The 19,428-nt window shown below is 72.9% G+C and carries 14 protein-coding genes; 12 read left to right on the forward strand and 2 right to left on the reverse strand.

What is annotated here, in order from left to right:
• Window positions 1-453 precede the first annotated feature (453 nt).
• The 12 genes from ACSLIC_RS22055 to ACSLIC_RS22110 all read left to right on the forward strand — a co-directional run bounded on the left by ACSLIC_RS22055 (window position 454) and on the right by ACSLIC_RS22110 (window position 14,623).
• Window positions 454-3,396, forward strand: coding sequence for a Na+/H+ antiporter subunit A (locus ACSLIC_RS22055; RefSeq protein ID WP_436739436.1), 2,943 nt, complete (start codon window positions 454-456; stop codon window positions 3,394-3,396).
• Entirely contained in the window at window positions 3,393-4,577 is a 1,185-nt protein-coding gene (locus ACSLIC_RS22060; RefSeq protein WP_436739437.1) for a Na(+)/H(+) antiporter subunit C, read from the forward strand. The genes ACSLIC_RS22055 and ACSLIC_RS22060 overlap by 4 nt, the downstream gene beginning before the upstream one ends.
• The gene (locus tag ACSLIC_RS22065; protein WP_436739438.1) at window positions 4,574-6,226 is read left to right on the forward strand and encodes a Na+/H+ antiporter subunit D; all 1,653 of its coding nucleotides are present in this window, start codon (window positions 4,574-4,576) and stop codon (window positions 6,224-6,226) included. Before ACSLIC_RS22060 ends, ACSLIC_RS22065 begins: the two co-directional genes overlap by 4 nt.
• Window positions 6,223-6,834, forward strand: coding sequence for a Na+/H+ antiporter subunit E (locus ACSLIC_RS22070; protein WP_436739439.1), 612 nt, complete (start codon window positions 6,223-6,225; stop codon window positions 6,832-6,834). The genes ACSLIC_RS22065 and ACSLIC_RS22070 overlap by 4 nt, the downstream gene beginning before the upstream one ends.
• Window positions 6,831-7,163, forward strand: a complete 333-nt coding sequence (locus ACSLIC_RS22075; protein WP_436739440.1) for a monovalent cation/H+ antiporter complex subunit F — start codon at window positions 6,831-6,833, stop codon at window positions 7,161-7,163. Before ACSLIC_RS22070 ends, ACSLIC_RS22075 begins: the two co-directional genes overlap by 4 nt.
• Entirely contained in the window at window positions 7,160-7,603 is a 444-nt protein-coding gene (gene mnhG, locus ACSLIC_RS22080) for a monovalent cation/H(+) antiporter subunit G (RefSeq protein ID WP_436739441.1), read from the forward strand. The genes ACSLIC_RS22075 and mnhG overlap by 4 nt, the downstream gene beginning before the upstream one ends.
• A 215-nt stretch (window positions 7,604-7,818) precedes the next feature.
• Window positions 7,819-8,967 (forward strand): ABC transporter substrate-binding protein, encoded by a 1,149-nt coding sequence (locus ACSLIC_RS22085; RefSeq protein ID WP_436739442.1) that lies wholly within the window; start codon window positions 7,819-7,821, stop codon window positions 8,965-8,967.
• Window positions 8,948-10,027: a FecCD family ABC transporter permease gene (locus ACSLIC_RS22090; protein WP_436739443.1), complete on the forward strand. Its 1,080-nt coding sequence runs from the start codon at window positions 8,948-8,950 to the stop codon at window positions 10,025-10,027. The genes ACSLIC_RS22085 and ACSLIC_RS22090 overlap by 20 nt, the downstream gene beginning before the upstream one ends.
• Complete coding sequence (locus ACSLIC_RS22095; RefSeq protein WP_436739444.1) at window positions 10,024-10,857, forward strand: ABC transporter ATP-binding protein; 834 nt, start codon at window positions 10,024-10,026, stop codon at window positions 10,855-10,857. Before ACSLIC_RS22090 ends, ACSLIC_RS22095 begins: the two co-directional genes overlap by 4 nt.
• Window positions 10,854-11,507 carry a hypothetical protein gene (locus ACSLIC_RS22100; RefSeq protein WP_436739445.1) on the forward strand — a complete coding sequence of 218 codons (654 nt, stop codon included), beginning with the start codon at window positions 10,854-10,856 and terminating at the stop codon, window positions 11,505-11,507. Before ACSLIC_RS22095 ends, ACSLIC_RS22100 begins: the two co-directional genes overlap by 4 nt.
• Window positions 11,507-12,151, forward strand: coding sequence for a hypothetical protein (locus ACSLIC_RS22105; protein WP_436739446.1), 645 nt, complete (start codon window positions 11,507-11,509; stop codon window positions 12,149-12,151). The genes ACSLIC_RS22100 and ACSLIC_RS22105 overlap by 1 nt, the downstream gene beginning before the upstream one ends.
• A 207-nt stretch (window positions 12,152-12,358) precedes the next feature.
• Window positions 12,359-14,623, forward strand: coding sequence for a glycosyl hydrolase (locus ACSLIC_RS22110; protein ID WP_436739447.1), 2,265 nt, complete (start codon window positions 12,359-12,361; stop codon window positions 14,621-14,623).
• Between the two features lie 300 nt (window positions 14,624-14,923).
• Here ACSLIC_RS22110 and ACSLIC_RS22115 read toward each other — a convergent pair whose 3' ends face one another.
• Together ACSLIC_RS22115 and ACSLIC_RS22120 are read right to left on the reverse strand one after the other, a co-directional pair.
• Entirely contained in the window at window positions 14,924-17,596 is a 2,673-nt protein-coding gene (locus tag ACSLIC_RS22115) for a DUF7824 domain-containing protein (RefSeq protein WP_436739448.1), read from the reverse strand.
• Entirely contained in the window at window positions 17,593-18,975 is a 1,383-nt protein-coding gene (locus tag ACSLIC_RS22120) for an SWIM zinc finger family protein (protein WP_436739449.1), read from the reverse strand. Before ACSLIC_RS22120 ends, ACSLIC_RS22115 begins: the two co-directional genes overlap by 4 nt.
• Between the last annotated feature and the right edge of the window lie 453 nt (window positions 18,976-19,428).

Here is a 19,428-nt window from a genome sequence, read left to right on the forward strand (position 1 = left end):
TGTGACGCGCCTCACGTTCCCCAATCCTCACCATACGCCCCGATGGTTCCCCTCTGTCCCTCTCTGTTGCCTCCTGTGCGTATACCGTTCCCCGGTCGGTGCCCGGTGGGCGGGGGTGGCGCAGCCCTCCCCCGGGGCCGATCGAGGACCGGCCGCCCTCGGGTTCGAGGCCCCTCGCCGCGGTGATGCGGGCCCGGTCGGGTCCCGTAGGCCGAGGAGGTTGCCGCAGGTGCGCGCAGAGGTGCCGAACCGGGCCGGAGTGGCCCCCCTGTCCGCGCCTGCCGCCCTCCCCGCCCGGCTCGCCCGTGATGCCTGAGCGTCAACCGGCCCGCCGCCGGCAGGGGAGGGGCGCCCGGCGCGCCGGGCGCCGAACCCGAAGGGCGCGATATATCACTATTGGGTGCATGACGTTCCTTCTGTGACCTGTAGGCGACCCGAGCGACCCGGCGCCCTATGATCGCGCTCGTCGCCGCCCACTTCGTCCTCGCCCTGTGCGCCGGGCCGCTGGTCCGGTGGCTCGGCACCAGGGCGTTCCTGGTCCTCGCGCTTCCCCCGCTCGCGGCCACCGTGTGGGCCGTCGCCCAGCTGGGGGAGACCGCCGACGGCGCCGCCACGGACGAGAGCTGGGAGTGGATCCCCGCCTACGAGGTCTCCCTCGCGCTGCGGCTGGACGCGCTCTCCGAGCTGATGGTCCTGCTCGCCGCGGGCATCGGCACACTGGTCCTCGTCTACTGCGTCCGCTACTTCCACGACGGCACCCGGGGCCTGGGCCGCTTCGCCGGAACCCTCCTCGCCTTCGCCGGCGCCATGCTCGGCCTGGTCCTCGCCGACGACCTGATCCTGCTGTACGTCTTCTGGGAGATCACCAGCGTCCTGTCGTTCCTGCTCATCGGCCACGGCAGCGAGTACAAGCAGAACCGGCGCTCCGCCCTCCAGGCACTCACCGTCACCACGCTGGGCGGACTGGTCATGCTGGTCGGGTTCCTGATCCTCGGCCAGGTCGCCGGCACTTACCGGATCTCCGAGATCCTCGCCTCCCCGCCGCTCTCCTCCCCCCTGCTGGAGGTCGCGGCCCTGCTCATCCTCTGCGGTGCCTTCTCCAAGTCGGCCATCTGGCCCTTCAGCATGTGGCTGCCGAACGCCATGGCCGCCCCCACCCCCGTCAGCGCCTACCTGCACGCCGCCGCCATGGTCAAGGCCGGCGTCTACCTCGTCGCCCGCCTCACCCCGGCCTTCGACGACCTCTCCCTGTGGCGACCGCCCATCCTGGTCCTCGGCTGCGCCACCATGCTCCTCGGCGGCTGGCGCTCGCTGCGTCTGCACGACCTGAAACTGGTCCTCGCCTACGGCACCGTCAGCCAGCTCGGCTTCCTGACGGTCCTCGCCGGCGACGGCTCCTACGACGCCGGGCTCGCCGCCGTCACCATGATCCTGGCCCACGCCGTCTTCAAGGCCCCCCTCTTCCTCGTCACCGGGATCGTCGACCACGCCACCGGCACCCGCGACCTGCGCCGCCTCTCGGGGGTGGGCCGCGCCCTGCCCTGGGTGGCCGGCACCGCCGTGGTCGCCGCCCTCTCCATGGCCGCCCTGCCCCCGATGCTCGGCTTCGCGGCCAAGGAGGCAGCCTTCGAGGCGCTGCTGGAGGGCGACACCCCCGACCTGTGGGCGCTGGGCGTCATCGTCGTCGGCTCCGCGCTCACCACCGCGTACAGTCTTCGCTTCGTGTGGGGCGCCTTCGCGCGCAAGACCGGTGTTCCCGACACCCCCGCGCAGAAGGTCGGCCCGCTCTTCCTCGGCCCGGCCGCCGTGCTCGCCGTCTGCGGACTGCTCCTGGGGCCCGGCGTCGGCTCGGCCGGCGAACTGTTCGCCACCTACGCCTCGCAGTACACCGCCCCGGCCGAGCCCTACCACCTCGCGCTCTGGCACGGCTTCGGCGCCGCGCTCGGCCTGTCGGCCGTCGCCTGGGCCGCCGGTGTCCTGCTCTTCCTCGCCCGCAAGGAGGTCCGCGCCCTCTCCCGGCGCATCGCCTGGCCGACCGCCGACGCCGTCTACGGACAGGTGCTGCTCGGCCTGGAACGCGTCTGTCTCCAGGCCACCGGCTTCGTCCAGCGCGGCTCGCTCTCCGTCTACCTCGCCATCACCCTGCTGGTGATGCTCGCCGGACAGCTCGCGGTCCTCGTCACCGACCGGCCGTGGACCGGAGCGCGCGCCCCCGCCGCCTGGGACTCCCCGCTCCAGGGCGCGATCGCCGTCCTCACCTGCGCCGCCGCCCTGATGTGCCTCACCGTCAGCCGCCGAATGAAGGGCGTCGTCCTGGCCGGGCTCACCGGGTACGGGGCCGCGCTGCTCTTCGTCCTCCAGGGCGCCCCCGACCTGGCCCTCACCCAGTTCGGCGTCGAGACCGTCTCGATGATCGTCTTCATCCTGGTGCTGCGTCGGATGCCGGTCCACTTCGAGGAGTCCTTCAGCCCCTGGCGCCGCTGGGCCCGCATCCCGGTCGCCCTCGCCAGCTCGCTGGTGGTCGCCGTCGCCGTCTGGGTCGCCGCCTCCGCGCGGACCGCGCGCCCGGACGGCGAGCCGATCGTGACCGAGGTCGCCCGCCAGGGGCTGAAGAACGTGGTGGCCACCATCCTCGTCGACCTGCGTTCCTGGGACACCATGGGCGAGTCGGCTGTCCTCGCGGCCGCCGCCGTCGGCGTCACCAGCCTCATCTTCCTGCACCGCCGCACCGACAGCGAGGGCCAGGAGATCCCGTACGACCGGACCGTCTGGTCGCTCCCCTCGCGCGGTGTGGCCCGTCCCGGACCCGGTCCGGACAGCACCCGCGAGCGGACCTGGCTGGCGGCCGGGCGCTCGCTCGCCCCCGAGCACCGCTCGGTCGTCTTCGAGGTCCTGGCCCGGCTGATCTTCCACCCGATCCTGGTGCTCTCCGTCTACCTGCTGTTCTGCGCCGAGAACCTGCCGGGCGGCGGCTTCATCGGCGGCCTGGTCGCGGGCGTCGCCCTGATCGTCCGTTACCTCGCCGGCGGCCGCTTCGAACTGGCCGAGGCCGCGCCCCGCCAGCCGGGGCTCTTCACCGGCCTCGGTCTCTTCGTCATGACGGCCACCGCCCTGTTCGGCCTCTTCGACGGAACGGTCCTGCACGCATTCGAGTACCACGGCCGCCTGCCGTTCTTCGGCGAGTACCACCTCGCCACGCCCGTCCTCTTCGACTTCGGCGTCTACCTGCTGGTCCTCGGCGTCGTCCTCGACATCGTCCGCGCCCTCGGCGCCAAGGTCGACCGGCAGATCGAACGGGCCGCGGCGGAGGGGATCACCGGCGCCAAGGGCATCCTCGTCACCCGGAGCGGCGGGGAGCCCCCCGACCCGGCAACCGCAGGAGGAGAGGGCCGATGACCATCAGCCTCGCCCTGCTCGCCACCGCCGCCGTGCTGGTCGCGGTCGGCGGTGTCCTGCTGCTCACCCGGCCGCTGACCCGCATCCTGCTCGGCGCGGTCGTCACCTCCAACGGCATCAACCTGCTGCTGCTCGCCGTCACCGGCCTCTCCGGGCCGGCGCCCCTGCTCTACCCGGGTGTCGACCCGGCCTCCGTCACCGACCCGCTGCCGCAGGCCATCACGCTGACCGCCATCGTCATCACGCTCGCCACCACGGCGTTCATCCTCGCCATGGCCTACCGCTCCTATCAGCTCACCGGCACCGACGAGGTCCACGACGACATCGAGGACCGCCGCGTCGCGCTCCGCTCCGAGGTCTACGACGAGCGGAGCCAGCTGCGCAGCCGGTACCGCGAGGCCGACCGCGACCCCGAGGCGCGCCGCCGCTACCGCGCCGAGCGCCGCCAGCTGAGCGCCCGCCTCCGCGCCGACCGGGCCCTTCAGGCGCGGGGCCGTGACGCCTCCGGCGACCGGTGGAACGACATCCTCGGCGCCGACCCCGCCGACTACCCGCAGGACCAGGGCAACGGCGAGGACCGCGGACCGGACACCCCGGGCTCCGGCGGCACCGGCCCTTCCGGCCCCTCCGGCCCGTCCGGCCCGTCCGGCCCCTCCGGCTCCTCCGGTCCGTCCGGCCCCTCCGGCTCCTCCGGTCCGTCCGGCCCCGGCCCCTCCGGCGAACCGGTGGCCGCCCCCGACGAACCCGGCGCCACCGGCCGGCAGGCCCCCCGAAGGCGGGGCCCGGACCAGGGCAAGGGTGGCGGGGCTGCCGGTACCCGCCGTCCGGAGGGACCGGACGCCGAGGACGCGCGTCCCGGCGCACCGGCTCCCGAGCCGCACGGCGCGACCTCGGCCCGCCCCGGCCGGAGCGGAGCCGACGACGGCAGCGGGGCCACCGCGACCCGGCCGCACCGCGTCGTGCCGCCCTCCGACGCCCAGCACCCCCCGGAGGACCCGGTCCCCGACGGCCCCCCGGAGGCGGTCCGCCGCCGACCCCGGCCGGACGACCACCCAGCCCCCGACCCGCACCCGGGCCCCGCCCCGTACCCCGTGACCCCGCCCGGTCCCGGGAGCGCCCGCAAGCCGTACCCCCGTCCGGGCCGGGACGGCCGCCCGCAGCCTCCAGGAGACCTCCGGTGAACGCACTCGTCCCCCTGCCGGTGCTGCTGCCGCTCTTCGCCACCGGCCTCAGCCTCGCGGCGGGCATCCGGCTCAAGCGGTCCCAGCGGTTCATCAGTGTCGCCGTACTCACCGCCGTGGTGGTGATCTCGGTCGTGCTGATGATCGCCGCCGACGAGGGTCCGCTCGCCGTCCACCTCGGCGACTTCGCCCCGCCGCTCGGCATCACCCTGGTCGCCGACCGGCTGAGCGGGCTGATGCTCACCGTCTCCTCGCTGGTCACCCTCTGCGTGCTGGTCTACTCGCTGGGCCAGGGCATGGCCGACAAGGACGACGAGACACCCCTCGCCGTCTTCCACCCGGCCTATCTGATCCTGGTCGCCGGTATCGCCTGCACTTTTCTCGCCGGCGACCTCATGAACCTCTTCGTCGGCTTCGAGATCATGCTGGTCTCCAGCTTCGTCCTGCTGACCCTCGGCGGCACCGGCCCCCGGATGAGGGCCGGTTCGACCTACGTGATCATCTCGCTGCTCTCCTCGATGATCTTCCTGGTGGCCATCGCCATCACCTACGCGGCCACCGGCACCGTCAACTTCGCCCAGCTCGCCGAGCGGCTGGACGGCCTCCCCCTCGGCGTCACCACCCTCATCCAGGCGATGCTGCTGACCGTCTTCGGCATCAAGGCCGCCGTCTTCCCGGTCGCGGCCTGGGTGCCCGACTCCTATCCGACGGCGCCCGCGCCCGTCACCGCCGTCTTCGCCGGCCTGCTGACCAAGGTCGGCGTCTACTGCATGCTCCGCGCCGAGACCCTCCTCTTCCCCGGCAACCGGCTCGGCGACCTCCTGCTGGTGGTCGCCCTGGCCTCGATGATCATCGGCATCCTCGGCGCCGTCGCCCAGACCGACCTGAAGCGGCTGCTCTCCTTCACCCTGATCAGCCACATCGGCTACATGGTCTTCGGCATCGGCCTCGCCGATCGCGCGGGCATCGGCGGAGCCATCGTCTACGTCGTCCACCACATCACCGTGCAGACCACGTTGTTCCTGGTCGCCGGACTCATCGAACGCCGGGGCGGCACCACCGAACTGACCCGGCTCGGCGGCATGGCCCGCAGTGCTCCCCTGCTCTCCCTGCTCTTCTTCGTCCCCGCCATGAACATCGCGGGCATCCCGCCGTTCTCCGGATTCATCGGCAAACTCGCCCTCATGCGGGCCGGCGTCGACAACGGCTCGGCCCTCGCCTGGGTCCTGGTCGCCGGCTCCACCCTGACCAGCCTCCTGACGCTCTACGTCGTCGCCAAGGTCTGGAACCTCGCCTTCTGGCGCAGCGAACCGCCCGGGCAGGCGGCGGAGGGCACCGTGATGGAGTCCGAGGAGGAGGACACCGACGACGACGAGGAGGACGAAGGCGGACTTGTCGTCACCCCGCAGGACGGCCGGGGCGTCCCGGTGCGTCCCGGCGGCGGCCAGGTCGTCGCCACCAGCATCACCGGCAAGGCCGTCACCACCACCAAGCGGCCCCCGCGCACCATGATCGCCGCGACCGCCGCCACCGTCGCGCTCGGCCTCTCCTACACCGTGCTGGCCGGACCGCTCGCCGCCTACACCGACCGCTCGGCGCAGGAACTGCTGACCCGCACGCCCTACCTGGAGGAGGTGCTCAGGCCGTGATCACCTGGTCGTCCCGCGCACCCGAACTCCCGCCCTACAGCGTGGCGTTCGGACAGGGAAGGCGCCGCAGGGTGCTCGACCTGCCGCTCGTCGCCTGGCTCACCGTCATCTGGCTGCTGCTCTGGAGCACCTTCTCCTGGGCCAACGCCGTCAGCGGCCTGGTCGTCGCCGTCCTGCTCTGCCTGGCCTTCCCGCTGCCCCCGGCCGACCTCGGGCTCCGGCTGCACCCCTGGGGCATGCTCAAGCTGGTGGTGTACCTGCTCTGGGACATGTGGGTCTCCGGGGTCCGGGTCACCAGGCAGATCTTCGGCGACCACCCGCACCGGGCCGCCGTCCTCGCCATCCCGCTGCGCTGCCGGTCCGAGCTGATGCTCACCGCCACCGCCGTGGCCAACTCCAACATCCCCGGCGGCTCGGTCATCGAACTGCGCCGCGCCACCGCCACCCTCTTCGTCCACGTCCTGGACGCCGACCGCCCCGAAGCGCTGGAGACCGCCCGCCGGTCCGTCTGGCGGACCGAGGAACTGACCGTCCGGGCGTTCGGCAGTCGCGAGGAGATCGCGCGCGTCTCAGCCGACCCCCGACAGCCGCAGGAGGATGCGACATGACCGTCTTCGAGTGGATCGACCGCGTCCTGCTGACCGCCGCGGTGGTGATGGTCCTGCTCGCGGGAGCCTTCCTGCTGGTCCGCCTGTGGCGGGGCCCGTCCATGCTCGACCGCGCCATCTGCCTGGACGTCACCGCCGCCCTGATCATCGCCGGCCTCGGCGCCCAGGCCGCCTTCAGCCGCGACCCGTTCTACTTCCCGGTCATGCTGGTGCTGGCCTTCCTCGGTTTCACCGGTTCGGTGGCCATCGCGCGGTTCATCGCGGTACGCGACCGGCCCGCCGCCGTCAGCGGCCGGGAGGTCACCGCGGAGGAGGAACGCGGCGCATGAACCCCACCCCCTGGGCCCAGGCGGCGGACACCGCCGGCGCCCTCCTCGTGTTCCTCGGCGCAGCCATCTGCCTGCTCGGCTCCATCGGCATGGTCAAGCTCCCCGAGGTCCTCTCCCGCAGCCACGCCTCCACCAAGCCGCAGGCCCTCGGCATCCTGCTGGTCCTGGTCGGGGTGGAGCTGCGGCTGCGGACCGGGAACGACGCCGGCACCCTCGCCCTGATCATCTTCTTCCAGCTGATGACCGGGCCCGTCGCCTCGCACCTGGTGGCCCGCTCGGCGTACCGCATCGGCGGTGTCCACGCCGACCTCCTCTTCGACGACCTCGACGACCAGCTCAGCGAGGAACCCGGGATGCCCGGCTCCCGCCCTCGCCCGAACGCCGCCCCCGAGGACTCCGCCCCCAAGGGGCCGGAGGGCGGGCCCCGGCCCGGGGGCTGAGCGGCCCCTGCCGCAGGGGAGCCCAGGCGCCGCGCCGGACGCGGGAGCGCTCCGCTCCCTCCGGCACGGTCCGCGCGGGCCGGGAGGAGCCGTCCGCCGCCACACGCGCACCCCCCCCTGGGGGACCCCGGCCCGTGGAACACCACCCGATGGAATGATCAAATCCGATTGGGTTAGGTTAGGCATACCTAACCGCCCAACCTCCGGAACGGGTCATGTCCCCTGCCTTCCTCACCGCACCCACTCCGCGCCGCACCGTGCTGCGCGGATTCGGCGCCGGCGCCGCCGCCCTGGCCGGGGCCGGCGTCCTCGGCGCCTGTTCCTCCCGCGAGACGCAGGAGGAGGCGAAGGCGGGAGGGGCCGGGTTCACCGTCACCGACCAGCGCGGCAAGAAGATCCGGTTCGACGGGCCGGTCGAGCGGATCGCCACCGCGATCATCCCCTCGCCGTCGATGATCGCCGCCGTCGACGGCTCGCACGCCCGCATCGTCGGCATCAACGAGTCCACCCTCCAGGCCAACAGGGAGGGCATCTTCGGCACCCTCTTCCCGGAGTCGAAGAAGACCGCCACCGTCGCCGGCGCCGACTTCCTCCCCAACGTCGAGACCGTCGTCGACCTCGACCCGGACGTGGTGATCCAGTGGGGCGACCTGGGCGAGGAGGTCATCGCGCCCCTGGAGAACGCCGGCTTCAAGGTCATCGGCCTCACCTACGGCACCCAGGAGGAGATGGAGACCTGGATCGGCGTCTTCGGCACGCTCCTCGGCAAGGAGGAGCGCGGACGCGGACTCGTCGACTGGATGCACGAGGAGGCGGCGGCGGTACGCGGGCTCGTCGCCTCCCAGGACCGCGAGGACCCCGTCCCCGTCCTCTACCTGCGCACCGCCGCCGACGGCTGGACCAGCGCCGACAAGACCCAGTACGTGAACCACTGGACCGAGCTGGCCGGAGGCGTCAACGTCGCCCGCGACGAGGCCACCGCCACCCCGCAGGTCTCCGTGGAGCAGATGCTCGCCTGGGACCCCGGGGTCGTCCTCCTCTCCGGCTTCGACCCCGCCACCCCGGCCGCGTTCTACGCCGACAAGCGCCTGGCCGGACTCCGAGCCGTCCGCGAGCGCCGCGTGTACAAGATCCCGCTCGGCGGCTACCGCTGGGACCCGCCCTGCTGCGAGTCACCCCTGATGTGGTGGTGGACCGCCCAGATCCTCCACCCGGCCCTCGCCTCCCGCGTCGGCCTGCGCGCCAAGCTCGCCGAGACCTTCCAGAACCTGTACGGCCACCGCCTCACCCGGGCCGAGACCGACGGCATCCTCCACCTCGACCTCAACGCCGGGAGCAGCGGCTATGACGGCTTCCGCGCCTGAGGCCCCGGCGCCGGCCGGGCCCGCCGAGGAGCCGGAGCGGGCGGGGCCCGGCCGGGCCCGTCTGCGCCTGCCCCTCCTCGCCCTCCTCACCCTGCTGGTCGCCCTCGCCGCGCTCGCGCTGGGCCGCTACGTCGTCCCGCCCAACGAGATCGTCCGCCTCCTCGCCGGACAGTTCCTCCCTGTCGACCGCACCTGGACCGCCAACGAACAGACCGTCGTCCTCAACGTCCGCCTCCCCCGCGTCCTGCTCTCGCTGCTGGTCGGCGGCGGCCTCGCCCTGGCGGGCGCCGCCCTCCAGGGCGTCTTCCGCAACCCGCTGGTCAGCCCGGACGTCATCGGGGTCGCCTCCGGCGCCTCCTTCGGCGGGGTCCTCGCCATGCTGCTGGGCATCGGGTCCCTCGGCGTGGTCACCGGCGCCTTCGGCTTCGGGCTGCTGGCCCTGGTGATCGTCATGTCCATCGGGCGGCTCGGCAGCGGCAGTCCGATCCTGATGATCGTGCTGGGTGGCACCGTCACGGCGGCCTTCTTCTCCGCCCTGGTCTCCTTCGGCAAGTACGTCGCCGACCCCGAGTCCGAACTCCCGTCCATCGTCTTCTGGTTGCTCGGCTCGCTCGCCACCGCCACCTACGCCAAGGCGGTCACCGCCGCAGTGCCCGTCCTGCTCGGTGCGGCCGTCGTCCTCGCCCTGCGCTGGCGGCTGAACATCCTCTCCCTCGGCGACGAGGACGCCACCGCCCTGGGCGTCCGGCCCCGGCCGACCCGGACCGTCCTGCTCTGCGCGGTCGCCCTGATGACCGCCGGGTCGGTGGCCGTCGCCGGCCTGGTCGGCTGGGTCGGCCTGGTCGTCCCGCACCTGGCCCGGCTACTCACCGGCAGCGACCACCGCACGCAGCTCCCCGCCTCCTTCCTCATCGGCGGTGCCTACCTCACCGCCATCGACACCCTCTCCCGCACGCTGACCGCCTCCGAGATGCCGCTGGGCATCCTCACCGCGATCATCGGCGCCCCCTTCTTCGTCGTCCTGCTCGCCAGGTCGCGCAACCGGATGTGGTCCACGTGAACCCCGGCTCCCGTATCCCGGCGGCGGACGGCGCCCCCCTCGTCGAGGCCCGAGGCCTGGGCCACCGCTACACCAAGGACCGCTGGATCTTCCGCGGCGTGGACGTCGAGGCCGGGCCGGGCCGGGTCCTCGGCGTGCTGGGCCCCAACGGGCGCGGCAAGTCGACCCTGCTGCGCCTGCTCGCGGGGCTCACCCGCCCGGTGGAGGGAAGCGTCACGGCACACGCCCCCGTCGCGTACGTACCGCAGTCGCACGCCTCACCGTTCGCCTACTCGGTCACCGACATGGTCCTCATGGGCCGCTCGCGCCACCTCAAGGCGTACGCCACCCCCGGCCGCCGCGACCGGGAACTGGCCGAGGCGGCGCTGAGCCGGGTGGGCATCGCGCACATGGCCCACCGGTCGTACGCCGAACTCTCCGGCGGTGAGCAGCAGATGACCCTCATCGCCCGCGCCCTGGCGGCCGAATGCCGGCTGATGGTCCTGGACGAGCCGGTCTCCGCGCTCGACCTGCGCAACCAGGCCCGCGTCCTGACGCTCCTCCAGGAACTCGCGGCCGACGGCCTCGGCATCGTCCTCACCACCCACCACCCCGACCACGCCCTCCACCTCGCCGACGACGCCGTGCTCGTCCTCGGCCCCGACGACGTCCGCACCGGACTCGCGGCCGACCTGCTCGATGCCGACGCCCTCGGCGAGCTGTACGGCCTGCCGGTCACCACCGCCGAGGTGGCCGGCCCGCGCGGCCCGCGCACCACCGTCGTCCCGGACCTGGGCCCCACCCGCACCGACCTGATCCGCCCCACCCCCTTCCAGGAGGCCGCCGCATGAGCGCCGTCCGCGCCGTCACCATGGGCCCCGCCCCGGCCGCCCCGCCGGGCCGCCCCCGCATGAGCGCCCACCCGCACCCCGCCCCCGTCGACGTCTACGACCTCACCGGGGAACTCCTCCTCGGCGGTACGGTCAAGGGCCTGACGATCACCGGCAACGCCGACCAGATCCACCTCCAGCGCCAGGCCCCTCTGCTGGAGGAGTTCGTGCGGGGCGGCGGCCGCGTCCTGGTCAACGGCCATATCGTCCGCCCCTTCCTCCCCGGCCTCACCCCGTGGCGGGCGCTCGACCACCGAGGCCCGGCCGACCTCGTCATCACCCCCGTCACCCCGCACCCCGTCTTCGAGGGGATCGACCCGGGCGAACTCCTGTACCGCACGGGCGTTCCGGGCGCCCCCACCGGCGAGGAGCTGACCCGCGTCGGCGTGGCCGGCTTCTACGGGCGCGGCTACCAGACCCATCTGCCCGAGGGCGCCACCGTCCTCAACGGCATCGGCCCGCACGCCCTGCCCGTCGACCTCGTCTACCCGCTCGGCGCGGGTCAGGTCATGGTCCACGCCGGCAACGACCTGCTCTCCTTCTGCGACCCCGAGCGCTCCACCCGCCACCTCGGCCCGCGCCTGCTCGCCTGGCTCGAAGGGACCCTCTGATGCCCGCCCCCGCGCCCGTCCTCGGCTTCCTCCACGGCGGCTCCTTCAGCCAGCTCACCACCCTCGCCGACCCGGCCGTACGCCTCTGGCGCCCCCGCGAGATCTACCTCCCCGACGCCACCGGGGCGGACTTCGCCGACCTCACCACCCTGATCGTCTCCGACCGCCTCCACCTCGGGCTGCTGCCCCGGGCCACCGCGTGGATCACCGGCGTCGCCGAACGCGGCGGCACCGTCGTGGTCCTCGGCGAGAACGGCGACTGCTCCTGGCTGCCGGGCCTGCGCGGCCTGACCCCCGCCGAGGTGAACTTCTGGTGGTGGCGCCTGCCCGACGGCGACAACGGCGTCCGCCGGGCGGCCGAGGACCACGAGGCGTGGCGCCACCTCACCCCCCGCGCCGTCCGCTGGCACTACCACGGGCTGCTCACCCCGCCGCCGGGCGCCACCGTCCTCGCGTACACCGACCGGGAGAGCGAGGGCCACCCCGCCACCGAGCAGGTCCTGCTCTACGAGGACCGCGTCTCCACCCCCGGCCGGCTGATCGTCACCACGATGGACCCGGTCCACCACCACGGCTCCCGCTTCATGCCGGGCGCGACCCAGCTCCTGCTGGGCCTCCTGCACTGGACCGGCGTCAAGAGTTGAACGGACGCCGGGGCCGAACGCGCCTCCGCGCGCGATGTATTGACAACAGATTTCGGAGGTTCTACTTTTCCGTCACCTGAGAGCGCTCTCAGGCTGGGCTCTTGCACCCTCTCAGTCACGGTTCCGCGGCGCGCCCCCCACCCTTTCCCCCACTGCTGTCGCGGCTGCCTCCGACGAGCCCGTCCCCACGACGACACGAGGTGCCCCATGCCAACCCCCCGATCACGGCCGGCCGCCGCGGTGGTCCTGGCCGCCGCGCTGGCCGCCGTGAGCCTCGGCCCGGCCGCGACTCCGGCGTCGGCCGCCACCGTCCCCGTGGGCGCCGGGAGTTACTCCGACACCCGGCCGCCCGGCACGACCGGCCCCACGACCAACACCGGCGCACCGGTCACCCCGAAGGTCACCGAGGCCGCCAAGGACAGGCCGGTGCCCACCAACGACTGGTGGTCCTCCCTCGCCTTCCAGCGGTACGACGACAACCCGTACTCCACCCCCATGTACGGCCACCCCCTCACCTACCAGGCCGTCTCCGGCGGACTGGAGGTCGGCTACCCGACCAGCCCCGCCATCGTGGGCGACGGCCGCCAGTACGAGTACGCGCACAAGGCCGACCTGACCCTCGGCCTGAGCGGGCTCAACTCGCCCGACACCAAGGCCGACGACTGGTCCGACTGGACCGTCACCCCCTACTGGTCCGACGGCGACCGCACCCTGCGGACCACCATCGGCCACGGCATGCCCTTCGTCTACGCCGAGGGGTCCGGCGGCGACGCAAGGATCACCGCCGAGGCCGCGCCGGCCGTCTTCTCCGACGAGGGCAACGTCCTCGGCATCACGGTCGACGGACACCACTACGCCCTCTTCGCGCCCACCGGCAGCGACTGGGAAGTCTCCGGCACCGAGATCACCGCCGGCCTCGGCGACAAGGACTACTTCTCCCTCGCCGTACTGCCCTCCACCGACGCGCTCGAGACCTTCGAGAAGTACGCGTTCAGCTTCGTCACCGGATCGCAGGTGGAGTGGAACTCCTCCGGCGGCACGGTCGGGGCCACGTACGCGCTCACCACCGAGGCCAAGGAGGGCACCGAACGCGGCACCCTCCAGGCCCTCTACCGGCACCAGTGGCTGAACACCACCGACCCGCTCACGCCGCACACCTACGTCTCCCCCCGCGGCACCATGAAGGTCCGGGAGGGCGCCTCGTTCACCACCAGCCAGAAGGCCGCCCCCGTCCTGCCAGGGCTGCCGGAGAGCGACGCGGTCGACGCGGACCGGCTCCGCGGGTACCTCTCCGAGGTCGCCGACTCCTCCGACCCGTTCTCCGGGGCCACGGACACCTACTGGACCGGCAAGGCGCTCGGCAAGCTCGCCCAACTGGTGCCGCTCGCCGACCAGATCGGTGAGACCGCCACCCGCGACAAGCTCGTCGGCCTGCTCCAGGACCGCCTGGAGGAGTGGTTCACCGCGGGCGGGGCGAGCGAGTTCTCCTACGACGCCGACTGGAAGACCCTCACCGGCTACCCCGCCTCCTACGGCAGCGACAGCGAACTCAACGACCACCACTTCCACTACGGCTACTACGTGTACGCCGCCGCGATCGTCGCCCAGTACGACGCCTCCTGGGCCGCCGACTCCGCCTGGGGCGGCATGGTCAAGGCCCTGATCCGGGACACCGCCAACCCGAGCCGCAGCGACGACGCCTTCCCCTTCCTGCGCGGCTTCGACGTCTACGCCGGGCACAGCTGGGCCTCCGGCCACCAGGGCTTCGCCGCCGGCAACAACCAGGAGTCCTCCTCGGAGTCCACCAACCTCAGCGCGGCGCTGGTGCTCTGGGGATCGGCCACCGGCGACACCGACCTGCGCGACCTCGGCAGCTACCTGCTCGCCACCGAGGGCGAGACGATCGCCCAGTACTGGTTCGACGCCGACGAGGAGGTCTTCCCCGGCTCCTTCGGCCACGACACGGTCGGCATGGTGTGGGGCAGCGGCGGTGCGTACTCCACCTGGTGGACCGCCAACCCGGAGGAGATCCACGGCATCAACGCCCTGCCCGTGACCGCGGGCGGCTCCCTGCACCTGGGCGGGCACCAGGACGCGATCCGGCGCAACCTCGCCGAGATGGAGCGCGAGAACGGCGGGCCCGCCGAGGAATGGCGCGACATCCTCTGGGAGTTCGAGTCGCTGGCGGACCCGGCCGCCGCGAAGGCGAAGTGGGACGACGGCAACGCCGGATACACCCCGGAGGGCGGCGAGTCCAAGGCGCACACCTACCACTGGCTCGCCACCCTGGACGCGCTCGGCGCCCCCGACCCCTCGGTCACCGGCGACCTGCCCACCTCCGCGGTGTTCAGCAAGGGCGGCGTCCGCACGTACGCCGCCCACAACCACGGGCCCGAACCGGTGACGGTCACCTTCTCGGACGGCCGCACCCTCACCGTCCCGGCCCGCTCGACGGCGACCGGGAGCGGCTGAGCGGCCGGCTACGACCTGGCGCGTCGCCGCCCGCGGCCCGGGAGGGAAGGGCCGCGGGCGGCGTCGTCCGCGCGCCGCTCAGGAACGGGCCCGGAAGCAGCCGAGGGTGGCTCCGTCGTCCGCGAGCCGCGACCAGTACCGGCGGTTGTCCTGCGCGCTCCTGAGGCCGGAGCCGGACGTGCCGCGCCCGTGGCCCCTTAGCCGACGGGTTCCCCGCCCTTCACCCGCCTGGCGACCTCGGGCAGTCGCGCACCGTGGTGTCGCTCACGCTGGAGGTCGCCCGGCTCGGGCGTCGCCGTCTCAGCGCCGCAGCACGTCGCGCAGGAGTCTGGCGTTCTTCATGGTCTGGCTCGATCCCTTGCGCGCGGCCACCTCGTCGACCTCGGGGATGGACCCCTTGGCCGCGCAGTGGGCGGCGCACTCGACGGCCAGTGCCAGGATCGCTCCCGCTCCGTTGACCGCCTTGCCGCGCAGCAGGGCGGGCAGGGCGGCCTCCAGTATCGACCAGACGGCCGCCCAGGCGCCGGTCTCGGCCGCCGCGCGCAGTACGGCGGTGGCCCGGGCGGGAATTCTCAGCATCGCCTGCAACTGTCCGGCGAACAACCGGGCGTCCAGCTGCCCCTGTGCGGCCAGGACCAGCAGGGCGTCCACCACCGTGTCCGCATGCTTGGGGTTCCCGTCGAGCCGCCGTGCGATCTGCCAGTGCGTCGCGTAGCCCGCGGTGCCGTGCATCTCCATCAGTCGCGGGAGCAGGTGGGAATCCGGGACCTCGGAATGTGTGTTCGCGAGGCGTGCGGCCATCTCGTCGCGGTGGTGCGGCAGCTGCGCGAGCCAGAACGCGCCCACACCGCCGAGCATCCGGCTGGAGGGGCCGAGGAGGGCCGCGGCGACCGGTGGGAGCGGCAGATCGTGGTCGGCGCGGGGGGCCGGGGGAGCCCACTGTCCCGGCTCCGCGCCGGTCGGGTTGTCGGCCGGCCACTTCTCGGGCGTCGTGTCCCAGTGGGGTGCGCCGCCGTGGTCCAGCCACCGTGCCAGGCGGCGGCCCGCGTCCGAGCGGAGTGCGCCCGCCGTGTGCCGTACCTGTTCGTCGTCGGTGGGGGTGACCCGCAACAGGGCCTGCGCCAGGTCGATGGGTGCGGGGGTGATGCCCAGGCTTTCGAACTCGGCGATCCGCTCGATCAGGGTTCGGGCGTCCACCGCCCCGTTGGTGTGGGTCGGCAGGGCCAGCAGGTAGGGCTGCGCGTCGGACTCGATCAGTTCGATGGCCTCGGTGAGCCGTGACCTGAGCATCTCGTGCGCCGGGATGGTCACCCCGTGGGTCCAGTGGCCACGGGAGGCGGAGTCCTCGCGGCGCAGGTGGATGTGCCATGCCCTCGGCTCGTCGCCGCGTACCGCGGCCGCGACGTCGTACACGTCGAGTTGTGCGTCGAGTGGCGACCAGGTCCAGTGCGGCAGGTTCAGTTTCCGGCGCATGAGCGGTTCGAGCGCTGTGGACAGCGTGCTGCGGTCGAGACGTGCGTGGCGGACGAGGCCGTCCAGAGCACGCTCGAAGGCCACCACGTTCTCGCGGTCGGCGAGCAGCACCGAGACCTCGAGGGCGACCTCGGCGGCCGTGTCGACGGGGTGGACCGGTGCCGGCTCGGGCACCTCCGGCAGGATGCCGGGCGGCAACTCGTCCGACGGGCCGGCAGACGGTGCGGTGGCGCCTGGCGGGACGAGCAGTTCGGCGGCGCGCGCGGTGAGACCCGGGTTGAGGGATGCGGCGGCCTCGCGAAGGCCGGACAGTACCTGGTCGTCCACCATCGCGGGCAGGTGGCGGGCGACCAGGTGGAGAGCGCGTTCCTGGAGACCCACGTCGGAGTGCTGGAAGGTGAGCGCCGCGTCGGTCAGGACCCCGCTGGTGCGGGTGGCGTCCCGCTTGGCCACCTGGTTCAGCCAGGCGAGCTGGGCGCGCACCAGTTTCTTCTCCGGGCGGAGCAGGACGCGTTCGCAGATCTCGGTGAGGACGTCGGCCTCCAGCAACCCCGCCACGTCGAGATCGACGAGGACCTCCTGACCGTAGGCGGCGACCACGGACGACAGGTCGAGCATGGCGACATGGTCGCGGAGCCAGGGCGCCTTCTCGGCCGAGGTGAGGGCGAGGGCTTGCAGGTCGGGGAGGGGAAGCGGACTGTCCCGGAGCACGTCCGACAGCAGGGATCCGGTGAGTTCCGCACGGGTGCGTGCCACGAGGTCCTGTTCGCCGGGGCTGAGGGGCTCCTTGGCCAGCAGCTTCTCCGCCACCTGGGCCGCGGGGGTGCGGTGGGTGAGATCCAGGAAGGTGCGCCGGCTCAGCATGTCCCGGTCGATGACGCCCCTGGCGGCGAAGGCGAGGAGTTCCTTGCGATGGACGCGGACTTCGACCTTCGGGTTTGCCACGGCGAGCGGGAGGAGCGTCGGGGTGAAGGGGTCGTTGCGCAGCCGTGTCAGGAGGTTGCCGTCACGCGGGGCGCCGCGCACGTGGTCGGGGAGTGCGGGCCGCCAACGGCGGTCGGCCCGGTGCGACAGCCACTGCCTGATGAACTCGTCGGAGGTCGGCAGCGGACAGCCGGTGTCCAGGACGAGGTGCTCGGCCAACTCGAACATCTGGCCGTTGCGGAAGGAGTTCCACCGCGACTGCGCGGCGATGCAGGCGACCAGCTCCACGCGCCACTCGGTGGAGTAGAGGTCCGTGATATCCACCATCCAGCCACAAGCGGAACTCCCGTAGTGGGCGTTGACCAACCAGTCCGCTGTGTCCCGGGGGCTGGGTCTGCTCCCCATGCGGGCGGCGGCCAGGGACTCCCCCTGCGGGCTGTAGGTGTCCCACTTGGCGTCGAGTTCCGGCTCGTCGAGTGGGGCGGCCTGGGCGGCTCGCTGCTCCGCGGTGAGTTCACGGAGTGCCGCGAGCACTCTCTGGATGTCACCGGATTCCACGAGTTCGGTCAGATTCATCGTGCCGACTCCTTCGTCGTGTCGAAGCGGATCATCCGGGCCGCGAGCACGTGCTTGCACGGTCCGCGTCCGCCCTGGTACTTCGCCCACCACATGCAGGTACAGCTCGACCGCCCGGCATCGTCCACGCGGACCATGTGGGTGTGGTCGTCCTTCCCGACCCAGGCGAGCGTGCCGTCGAGCCTGACGGCGCCCTGGGCGACCAGGGTCCGCGCACCTCGCAGCCGGGGGTTGCGGGCCTCCGCGTCACCGGCCGAATGGGGCAGGTGACGGTGGAAGTACGCCTGTTCGGCGAGGTCGTAGCCGATCTGCCCCGAGGTCCCGAGCACCGTCAGTGCCGCGCGGACCCGTTCGGGCGCGAGGCCGGCTTGGGAGGCCAGCATGGCGATGTCCAACGTCGACTCCCAGGCGAGGAGTTCCGCCACCTGCTCGGCGTCGCGCGCCGCGGGCCCGGTGGCGAGGTCGTCGAGGACGCCGCCCTCTCCGGAGAACCCGCGCGAGGCGCTCGGCGAGAGCAGCAGCGTCAGCCGCATGCCGGGCAGCCCGACCTCCCAGGCGACTGCCGTGCCTTCGGCCTTGGCGGACTCAGGGGCGTAGAGCCGCACACCGGTCGCGTGCCGCAGCACGGGTATCAGGCCGGTCAGCCGCTCGGCGCCGGGCAGGCAAACGGCGCCGGGGGCGGGTCTGCTGACGGGTCGCAGGGTGCGCCCGGTAGGTACGACCCAGCGCGTGGTGCGGGCTCCGGAGCCGAGAGTGAGGCGTGGCAGAGAGCGCAGGACAGAGGCCGCCTGCGCAGGCGGAACCTCGGCGCGCAGCGCGAAGCCGGCCCCGAGCACCTGGGCCTCGGCGAAGCCGCGCAGCCAGCGCTGCGGGAGGGGGACCTTCTTCTCCACGAAATGGCCGTCGAAGGTGATGGCCTCCACCTCTTCCGGGCCCACCCGCAGGCGAAGCGGGTCGAGGCCGCCGAGTCTGGCGAGAGCCTGACGCAGCGGGACGTTGATGTCGACGTTCGTGGTGCCGTGTCCGATGTCGCCGCCGTCGAGGCCGGGTGCGAGGACGTCCAGACGCGCGTAGACCCCGCAGCAGCCGGAGAAGGACTCCATCCGCAGGCGGTCACCGCCGGCGGTGACCACCGGGTCGAGCGAGGCGGCGGAGCTGGGCCGGTGGTAGCGGGTGGCCGCGACGTCCGCGACCGCGAGCAGTGCCGTGGCCGCGGCGATCGGGGCGGTCAGGAACCCGTCGAAGAAGCGGGGGTTGGCCTGCTCACCGCCGGGTGTGGCACCGCCCGAGGTTTCCAGGGCGAGGCTGCGACCGGAGGCGGATTCCCGCACCGCGGACGCGTGGACGTAGGCGTAGGACTGGGTCAGTGCTGTACTCACGCCCGCAGGCTAAGGCCAGGCACTGACCTCGCGTCTCCCTGAAGTGGGCTGCTTGGAGGGGACTTTGGTCCCGGACGGCGCGCTCCTGCCGATCGGCGCGATTGCCGCGGGCCGCCCGTACCCCTCCGGAAGGCACAGAAGAACGGGGTGAACGTGCGGGTCATCGCAGCTCCCTTCGGGTGACTGCGGCGGGCCTGGCCGGCGTCGCCCGGTACCGTCCACGATGCCCGCGCAGCCCCTGACGTCGGCCCGCACCGACAGTCTGCGGCCCCACCCCGCACGCTCAGCCGAAACCGTCGACCGCACTGGCGGATGGTCGAGTGGAGAACCCGCGAGTCGGCGCGGTTTCTCGGTGGTGTGCCTTTGCGGTCAAGGGGCACACCACCGGTGTCGCCCAGATGCCCCGGGCCTTCAGCGGCCCGGCGGCGTTGCTGAAGACCGCGAGGATGCGCG

It is taken from the genome of Streptomyces sp. BBFR102, from assembly GCF_051397025.1.
Taxonomy (GTDB): Bacteria; Actinomycetota; Actinomycetes; order Streptomycetales; family Streptomycetaceae; genus Streptomyces.

Coding starts and splice junctions, on each gene's coding strand:
- ACSLIC_RS22055 (WP_436739436.1), top strand. CDS start 454: ATGATCGCGCTCGTCGCCGCCCACTTCGTCCTCGCCCTGTGCGCCGGG.
- ACSLIC_RS22060 (WP_436739437.1), top strand. CDS start 3,393: ATGACCATCAGCCTCGCCCTGCTCGCCACCGCCGCCGTGCTGGTCGCG.
- ACSLIC_RS22075 (WP_436739440.1), top strand. CDS start 6,831: ATGACCGTCTTCGAGTGGATCGACCGCGTCCTGCTGACCGCCGCGGTG.
- mnhG (WP_436739441.1), top strand. CDS start 7,160: ATGAACCCCACCCCCTGGGCCCAGGCGGCGGACACCGCCGGCGCCCTC.
- ACSLIC_RS22085 (WP_436739442.1), top strand. CDS start 7,819: ATGTCCCCTGCCTTCCTCACCGCACCCACTCCGCGCCGCACCGTGCTG.
- ACSLIC_RS22090 (WP_436739443.1), top strand. CDS start 8,948: ATGACGGCTTCCGCGCCTGAGGCCCCGGCGCCGGCCGGGCCCGCCGAG.
- ACSLIC_RS22100 (WP_436739445.1), top strand. CDS start 10,854: ATGAGCGCCGTCCGCGCCGTCACCATGGGCCCCGCCCCGGCCGCCCCG.
- ACSLIC_RS22105 (WP_436739446.1), top strand. CDS start 11,507: ATGCCCGCCCCCGCGCCCGTCCTCGGCTTCCTCCACGGCGGCTCCTTC.
- ACSLIC_RS22110 (WP_436739447.1), top strand. CDS start 12,359: ATGCCAACCCCCCGATCACGGCCGGCCGCCGCGGTGGTCCTGGCCGCC.
- ACSLIC_RS22115 (WP_436739448.1), bottom strand. CDS start 17,596: ATGAATCTGACCGAACTCGTGGAATCCGGTGACATCCAGAGAGTGCTC.